This window comes from Kitasatospora sp. NPDC002543 (assembly GCF_053594915.1).
Map to the genome: position 1 here is coordinate 55502 of NZ_JBSFWR010000043.1, position 7198 is coordinate 62699.

The window sequence follows — 7198 nt, forward strand, 5'->3', positions numbered from 1 at the left end:
GCCCGGGGCGGAAGGGTGATCGGGGAGTCAGGACCTGTTGGGAACAACCCTGCACCGAGCCACTGACAACCCGCCGGGGGCCCCGGACGGAACGTCAGCCGCTGTCAGTGCCGCCGCCTACGGTCGGTCGCATGGAGGAACGCTGGAGCACCGAACACGTCCTGTCCCTGGCGCCTGACGCCCCCTCGCAGAAGGCGGCGGGCAAGCTCTCCGCCCCCGCGCCGTGGTCCGGCACCGGCACCGACGGCACCGCGCTCTGGGGCGAGTGCAAGGGCAGCGGCCGCACGCCGTACCGCACCGCGATCGAGCTCGCCACGCCCGCCTACCAGTGCAGCTGCCCCAGCCGGAAGTTCCCGTGCAAGCACGCGCTCGGGCTCCTCCTGCTGTGGAGCGGCACCCCGGCGGCCGTCCCGGCCGCCGAGCCCGCCGACTGGGTGGCCGAGTGGCTCAAGTCCCGCCAGGACCGCGCCGAGAAGCGGGCGGAGAAGCAGGCCGACCCGGAGACCGCCCGCCGCCGGGCCGCCCGGGTCGGGGCCGGCGCGGCCGAGCTGCGGCTGCGGCTGGCCGACCGCGTCCGGCACGGCCTCGCCGACCAGTCCACCGCCGGCCCCTGGGAGGAGGTCGCCGCCCGGATGGTCGACGCCCAGGCATCCGGCCTGGCCACCAAGGTCCGCGAACTGGACGCGCTGCCGCAGGAGCGGCTGCTGGAGGAGTACGCGATGCTGCACCTGCTCGCCACCGCCGCCACCCGGATGGAGGAGCTGCCGGCCGAGCTCGCCGCCACCGTCCAGACCAGGGTCGGCTACACCGTGGAGGCCGCCGAGGTGCTGGCCGCCGGCCCCACCGTCCGCGACCGCTGGCTGGTGCTCGGCTCCCGGGACACCGCGGACGAACGGCTCACCACCCGCCGGGTCTGGCTGCGCGGCGCCAAGACCGGCCGCCAGGCGCTGCTGCTCGCCTTCGGCCGCCCCGGCCAGGCCCCCGCCCTCGCCCTGCCCACCGGCCACCTGGTGGAGGCCGAACTCGCCTACTACCCGGGCGCCCACCCGCTGCGCGCCACCCTCGGCGAGCGCTACGGCGCCCCCGAACCCGGCCCCGCCGGACCGCCCGCCGGGCTCACCGTCGCCGAGGCGGTGGCCGGCTACGGCACCGCCGTCGCCGACGACCCGTGGCTGGAGAGCCGGCCGACCGTGCTCGGCGACGTCGTCCCGGTCCGCGCCCCCGACGGCTGGTTCCTGACGGACGGCCACCACACCGTGCCGGTCCGCGCCTCGGCCGTCCCGGAGGCCGCGCTGTGGCGGCTGGCCGCGGTCTCCACCGGCCGCCCCCTGACGGTCTTCGGCGAGTACGGCCACCAGGGCTTCGCCCCGGTCACGGCCTGGTCCGCCGGCCGGCACCCGGTCGGCCTCACCAATCCTTAGGAGCACCGAGAATGACGATCACCCAGGACCCGTGGGAGACCCTGCACACCAGCGCCCTGCTCGGCACCGACCGCCGCCCGCTCCCGGCCACCGCGCTGCCGCTCGCCGACGCCGTGGACCAGTGCGACCCGGCCACCGCCCTGCTGGAGCTGGCCGCACTGGCCGCCGTCCGCCGCCGGGCCGGAGCACTGCCCGTACCCGCCGCCGGGCCCCCCGGCCCGCCCGCGGCCGAGGACACCCGCCCGGAGCTGCCCGAGCCGGCCGCCCGCCGGCTGGCCGTCCTGCTCGCCGGACGCACCGGCAGCGGCGGCGGCACCCTGGCCAACCTGGCCGAGCTGCTGCCGCAGTGGCTCGCCACCGCCCGGGCGAGCGGCCTGCGACCGCCCGCCGCACTGGTGCCCGGACTGCTCGACGCCGCCCGCGCCCGCAGCGAACTGCGCTCGGACGCCGTGGCGCTGGCCGGTCCGCTGGGCCGCTGGCTGGCCGAGCAGAACCCCGACTGGCGGTTCGTGCTGCGCACCACCGCCCCCGAGCCGGCGCGGCAGCCCGCGGACGACCGGGTCTGGCACGAGGGCCTGTTCGCCGAGCGGGTCACCCACCTCACGCTGCTGCGCCGCCGCGACCCCGCGGCCGGCCTGGAGCTGCTGCGCGGCACCTGGTCCACCGAGCGCGCCGAGGACCGCCTGCTCTTCCTGGACGCCCTCCAGGACGGCCTCTCCCCCGCCGACGAACCGTTCCTGGAGGCCGCCCTCGGCGACCGCAGCAAGAACGTCCGGGCCACCGCCGCCGAGCTGCTCTCCACCCTGCCCGGCTCGGCACTCGCCCGCCGGATGGCCGAACGGGCACGGGCCGCCGTCCGGCTCGCCGACACCGGCACGCACCTGCTGGTCACCCCGCCCACCGAGTGCGACGCCCGGATGCAGCGCGACGGGATCGCGCCCAAGTCGCCCACCGGGCGCGGCGAACGCGCCTGGTGGTTCGGCGAGGTGGTGGCCGCGGCGCCGCTGTCGCTCTGGCCGGAGAGCACCGGGCTGACGCCCGAGCGGCTGCTCGCCCTGCGGGTCGGCGACAGCATCGACGAGACCAGCAGCAGCTGGGCCGACGACCTGCGGGAGGCCTGGGCGCGGGCCGCCGTCCGCCAGCAGGACGCCGACTGGGCCCGGGCGCTGCTCGGCCCCGCCCCGACCGCTCCCGCACGCGGCGCCCGGGCCCGCGCGCTGCGCACCACCGGCGCCCCGGCCAAGCTGCTGGCCGTCCTCCCGCCGCCGGAACGGGCCGCCTGGACGGCCGCGTTCATCGCGGTGCACGGACTCGGCGAGGCCTTCCAGCTGCTCGGTGCCTGCGCCACCCCGTGGACGCCGCCGCTGTCCACCGCCGTGGTGGACGCGCTGGCCCGGGCGGCGGCCTCCGGGGCCTACCCGTGGAGCCACAGCGGGGTGCTCGGGATGACGGAGCGCGCGCTCGCCCCGGAGGCGGCCGCCGCGGTGGAGGAGCTGGCCGCCGGTGCCGCCCCGGACTCCGCCTGGTCCGAGACCTTCGCCCGGCTGGCCGGCACCCTGCGCTTCCGGGCCGCGATGCTCGCGGAGCTCGCGGACGCCTGAACACGGCGGAGCGGGCCGGTCCGACGGACGGACCGGCCCGCTCGACGGATTTCGGCTCAGCCGGCCCGCAGGTTCGACTCGACCCAGGCGACCACGTCCCGGGTCGGCGTGCCCGGGGTGAAGATGTCCGCGACGCCCATCGCCTTGAGCTCGGCGATGTCCTCGTCCGGGATGATCCCCCCGCAGAAGACCTTGATGTCCTCCGCGTCGCGCTCCTTGAGCAGCTCCAGCACCCGTGCGCACAGCGTCATGTGGGCGCCGGAGAGGATCGACAGCCCGATGCCGTCCGCGTCCTCCTGGATCGCGGTGTCGACGACCTGCTCGGGCGTCTGGTGCAGTCCGGTGTAGATGACCTCCATACCGGCGTCGCGCAGGGCACGCGCGATGACCTTGGCACCACGGTCGTGACCGTCGAGCCCGGGCTTGGCGACCACCACACGGATCGGCCCCGACACACTCATGACTGCCTCCTGGACCTCGTCGTCCACCATCCGACCGGGCCTCGCGGGCCGCCGGCGCGGTTAACGGTCAATAACCAATCTGAGGGGAGGTTAGCGCCACCCGGCACGGTTGACCGTGCCACCCCCGAAGAGGAGGGCAAAGTCACAGCTCCCACCCTTGCTACCAGCGGGTATACCCACCCTCTCCGCAACCTCCGCACAGACCCCCCGGCCGACCCCTTGACATCCGGAGGTTTTTCCGGGGCGTCGGCCTTGGAGCTACAGTCACGGCTGTTTTCCCCCTCGTCCGACGACGTCCGAGGCCCACCGAGGAGGCAGCCCCCGATGGCTCCCGATGCAGCCGCCCGTCCGACCCGCGCGGAGCTGCGCCTCGCAGCCCGCGAACAGTCCCGCGCCCAGCGCCGCGGCGCCGCCAGGGCGGCCACCCGGACGGCGCTGCTACGGGTGGCGCTGCCCTCGGTGGCCGCGCTCGGGGTGGCCGGGGCGGCGGCGGTCACCGTGCAGGGAGAGGCCGACCAGCAGCGCGCCCAGGCCGCCGGACGGGTGGCGCAGTCCGCGACGGAGTCCGCCGAGGGCAACGCCGCGCAGGCGGCCGCCCAGGCGGTCGCGGCCGGCGAACCGGCCCAGGCCTCGCGCGGCGACGCCCGCCAGCCGCTGGCCGGCGCCCAGCCCGCCGAGGCCCCCACCGCGCAGCCCACCGCCGAGCCGGCGCCCGAGCCGGTCAAGCCGAAGGTGGTCATGCCGGTCGCCCGGCACGGCCTCGGCGAGGTGTTCGGCGAGGCCGGCACCCACTGGGCCAACCGGCACACCGGCATCGACTTCCCGGTGGACGGCGGCTCCGAGGTCTACGCCGTGACCGACGGCACCGTCCGGACCCAGTGGAACCCGTTCTACGGCTACATGACGATCCTCAAGATGCCCGACGGCACCGAGGCCTGGTACTGCCACCTGCGGGCGTACAAGGTGCGCAAGGGCCCGGTGAAGCAGGGCGACGTGATCGCCTTCGTCGGCAGCAGCGGCAACAGCACCGGCCCGCACCTGCACTTCGAGATCCGGCCCCAGGGCAACGGGCCGATCGACCCGCTGCCCTGGCTCCTCTCGAACGGACTGGACCCCCGCTGAGGGCGCGTCAGAGCTTCTCCACCGGCGCGTAGCGCAGCAGCAGCTGCTTGCGCCCGTCGGTGCCGAAGTCGACGGTGGCCTGCGCCCGGTCGCCGACGCCCGTGACGGCCACCACCGTGCCCAGCCCGAAGCTGTCGTGGGTGACCCGGTCGCCGACCGCGAGCGAGACGGCCTCCCGCTCCACCATCCGGCCGCCGCGCCGCGCCGACTGACCCCAGCCGGCCTTCGGCGACGCCGAGGACGACGAACGCGAACTCCCGCCGCCGGACGAGGACTTGCCCCAGGACGAGCCCGAGGAGTAGCCGCGCTGGACCGGCGCCTGGGCCGCCCCGGTGCGCTTCCACTCCACCAGCGTCTCCGGGATCTCCTCCAGGAACCGCGAGGCCGGGTTGTAGGCCGGCTGCCCCCAGGCGCTGCGCAGCACCGAGCGGGTCAGGTACAGCCGTTCGCGGGCCCGGGTGAGCCCGACGTACGCGAGCCGGCGCTCCTCCTCCAGCTCCTTGACCTGGTTGAGCGCCCGCATGTGCGGGAAGATCCCGTCCTCCATGCCGGTCAGGAAGACCACCGGGAACTCCAGGCCCTTGGCGGTGTGCAGGGTCATCATCGTGATGACGCCCTGCCCGCCCTCGTCCTCGTCCGGGATCTGGTCGGAGTCGGCGACGAGGGCGACCCGCTCCAGGAAGTCGGCCAGCGAGCCGACCGGAGGGGTGCCCTCCTCGCCGGCGTCCGGCCGCTCACCCGGGTCCTGCTCGTACTCCAGGGCGACGGAGGCCAGCTCCTGGAGGTTCTCCACCCGGGTCTCGTCCTGCGGGTCGGTGGAGGCCTGGAGTTCGGCGAGGTAGCCGGTCTCCTCCAGGACGGCCTCCAGCACCGCCGCCGGGCCGGCGCCCGACTCGACCACCTGGCGCAGCCCGGCCATCAGGGTGTTGAACTTCTTGACGGCGTTGGCCGAGCGCGCGGCCATCCCGTACGCCTCGTCGACCCGCACCAGCGCCTGGGCGAAGGAGATCCGCTCCCGCGCGGCCAGCGCGTCGACCATCGCCTCGGCCCGCTCGCCGATGCCGCGCTTGGGCACGTTGAGGATCCGGCGCAGCGGCACGGTGTCCTCCGGGTTGGAGAGCACCCGCAGGTACGCCAGGACGTCCCGGACCTCCTTGCGCTCGTAGAAGCGCACCCCGCCGACGACCTTGTACGGCAGGCCGACCCGGATGAACACCTCCTCGAACACGCGGGACTGGGCGTTGGTCCGGTAGAAGATCGCGACGTCGCCGGGCTTGGCCTCGCCCTTGTCGGTGAGCCGGTCGATCTCGTCGGCGATGAACTGGGCCTCGCCGTGCTCGTCGTCCGCGACGTAGCCGATGACCTTCTCGCCGTGCTCGCCGGCCGTCCACAGCTTCTTCTCGCGGCGGTTGGCGTTGCGCTCGATGACGGCGTTGGCGGCGCTCAGGATCGTCTGGGTGGAGCGGTAGTTCTGCTCCAGCAGGATCGTGGTCGCGTTCGGGTAGTCCTCCTCGAACTGGAGGATGTTGCGGATGGTCGCGCCGCGGAAGGCGTAGATCGACTGGTCCGCGTCACCGACCACGCACAGCTCGGCCGACGGCACCTCGGCGAGGTGCGCGGCCGCCGGGTTCACGAACTCGCCGTCCGCGGTGCGCTTCGGCGCGGCCCCGACGGACCCGCCGCTCAGCTCCCGGACCAGCATGTACTGGGCGTGGTTGGTGTCCTGGTACTCGTCGACCAGGATGTGCCGGAACCGGCGCCGGTAGTGCTCGGCGACGTCGGGGAAGGCCTGCAGCAGGTTCACCGTCGTCATGATGATGTCGTCGAAGTCGAGCGCGTTGGCCTCGCGCAGGCGCCGCTGGTAGAGCGCGTACGCCTCGGCGAGCTTCTTCTCCATCGGGTTGGCGGCCTGGGCGGCGAAGGTCTCCTCGTCGATCAGCTCGTTCTTGAGGTTGCTGACCTTCGCCGTGAAGGACTTCGGCGGGAACTGCTTCGGGTCCAGGTCGAGGTCGCGGCAGACCAGCGACATCAGCCGCTGGGAGTCGGCCGAGTCGTAGATCGAGAAGCTGGAGGTGAAACCGAGCTGCTTGGACTCGCGGCGCAGGATCCGCACGCAGGCGCTGTGGAAGGTGGAGACCCACATCGCCCGGGCGCGCGGGCCGACCAGCGCCTCGACGCGCTCGCGCATCTCGCCGGCCGCCTTGTTGGTGAAGGTGATCGCCAGGATCTCCCCCGGCTGCACCCCGCGGGCGCCCAGGAGGTGGGCGATCCGGTGGGTGAGCACCCGGGTCTTGCCCGAGCCGGCGCCGGCCACGATCAGCAGCGGGGAGCCGGCGTGCAGCACCGCCTCGCGCTGCGGGTCGTTCATCCCCTCCAGCAGCTGCGCCGGGTCCACCACCGGCCGCGCGGCGCCGTTGCGGTACCAGGCGTCCCGCTCGGCCTCGGCGGAGCTCCCCGGCTCACTGAAGGCCGCGGTCCGGAACAGCCCCTCCGGGATCGCCTCCTCGTACGCGTCGTACGGGGCGTCCTCCTCGTACGGCGGGGGCTCCTCGTCGATCGGAGCGGCGGGCTGCTTCGACCCGGCGGCGGGGGC

5 protein-coding genes are annotated in these 7198 nt (G+C 74.8%); 3 read left to right on the forward strand and 2 right to left on the reverse strand.

The window, feature by feature from the left end; translation table 11 throughout:
* Positions 1–131 precede the first annotated feature (131 nt).
* Positions 132–1421, forward strand: coding sequence for an SWIM zinc finger family protein (locus tag ACWD4P_RS19810; protein ID WP_449780419.1), 1290 nt, complete (start codon positions 132–134; stop codon positions 1419–1421).
* A gap of 11 nt (positions 1422–1432) precedes the next feature.
* The gene (locus tag ACWD4P_RS19815) at positions 1433–3022 is read left to right on the forward strand and encodes a DUF5691 domain-containing protein (protein ID WP_449780420.1); all 1590 of its coding nucleotides are present in this window, start codon (positions 1433–1435) and stop codon (positions 3020–3022) included.
* A gap of 56 nt (positions 3023–3078) precedes the next feature.
* Here ACWD4P_RS19815 and ACWD4P_RS19820 read toward each other — a convergent pair whose 3' ends face one another.
* Positions 3079–3483, reverse strand: a complete 405-nt coding sequence (locus ACWD4P_RS19820) for a cobalamin B12-binding domain-containing protein (RefSeq protein ID WP_224285525.1) — start codon at positions 3481–3483, stop codon at positions 3079–3081.
* Between the two features lie 324 nt (positions 3484–3807).
* On the opposite strand from ACWD4P_RS19820, the gene ACWD4P_RS19825 reads away from it, so the two are divergent.
* Positions 3808–4605, forward strand: coding sequence for a M23 family metallopeptidase (locus tag ACWD4P_RS19825; protein WP_449780421.1), 798 nt, complete (start codon positions 3808–3810; stop codon positions 4603–4605).
* A gap of 7 nt (positions 4606–4612) precedes the next feature.
* Here ACWD4P_RS19825 and pcrA read toward each other — a convergent pair whose 3' ends face one another.
* Positions 4613–7162: a DNA helicase PcrA gene (pcrA, locus tag ACWD4P_RS19830; RefSeq protein ID WP_449780423.1), complete on the reverse strand. Its 2550-nt coding sequence runs from the start codon at positions 7160–7162 to the stop codon at positions 4613–4615.
* Positions 7163–7198 lie beyond the last annotated feature (36 nt).

Coding starts and splice junctions, on each gene's coding strand:
- ACWD4P_RS19810 (WP_449780419.1), top strand. CDS start 132: ATGGAGGAACGCTGGAGCACCGAACACGTCCTGTCCCTGGCGCCTGAC.
- ACWD4P_RS19815 (WP_449780420.1), top strand. CDS start 1,433: ATGACGATCACCCAGGACCCGTGGGAGACCCTGCACACCAGCGCCCTG.
- ACWD4P_RS19820 (WP_224285525.1), bottom strand. CDS start 3,483: ATGAGTGTGTCGGGGCCGATCCGTGTGGTGGTCGCCAAGCCCGGGCTC.
- ACWD4P_RS19825 (WP_449780421.1), top strand. CDS start 3,808: ATGGCTCCCGATGCAGCCGCCCGTCCGACCCGCGCGGAGCTGCGCCTC.